This is a genomic window from Halobaculum sp. EA56 (assembly GCF_051195075.1).
GTDB lineage: Archaea > Halobacteriota > Halobacteria > Halobacteriales > Haloferacaceae > Halobaculum.
In genome coordinates this window covers 1-527 of record NZ_JBNTJX010000134.1, presented here as the reverse complement: position 1 = coordinate 527, position 527 = coordinate 1, and the positions used below count along the sequence as shown (strand labels likewise).

At 56.4% G+C, this 527-nt stretch carries 1 pseudogene; it reads left to right on the top strand.

The window, feature by feature from the left end:
* Window positions 1-527, top strand: a pseudogene (locus ACQUQ1_RS22600) (hypothetical protein); the annotation flags it as partial.

The following is a 527-nucleotide window of genomic DNA, read 5'->3' as shown; positions in this document are numbered from 1 at the left end:
GGCTGTCTGAACGACAATGGCGGTTCTGGGACGCCTGGTGACGGAACGACCTCTCCAGATGGCAACGGCCCACTCACGCGTATCACTATTGAGGGAACAGCACTCGTCGTCGAACTCTCCGAAGAGGCCGACGTCGACCAGGTCAACCTCATCCAACCGAACGGCGAGCTATTCGGGAAACGTGACGTAGCCGCGGGTGCTCAACAGGTCTCGTTCGAGATCGGCACCGCGTATGCGCCCGGTGAGTATCGCGTACTCGCGTTGAAGGGTGAGGAGACAGTAGTCGAGACCACGACTGAACTGCGTCCAGAGATCCAGATACAGGATGTCGGACTCTATCGGAATAATCCAGATAAGCCGTGGGACGAAGTCTATGGTGAGAGCGAGACAGACCGGATCAAGAATGGCGAGGCATTCGTTACGGTAGAGAACACAGGAAGCGGTCCGGAAGCGATAACTGAACTAATCTTCTCCGGGGACGTTCCCAATCCAATTGAGAACCCCAGAGGCAGTGGAATGCACGAAAC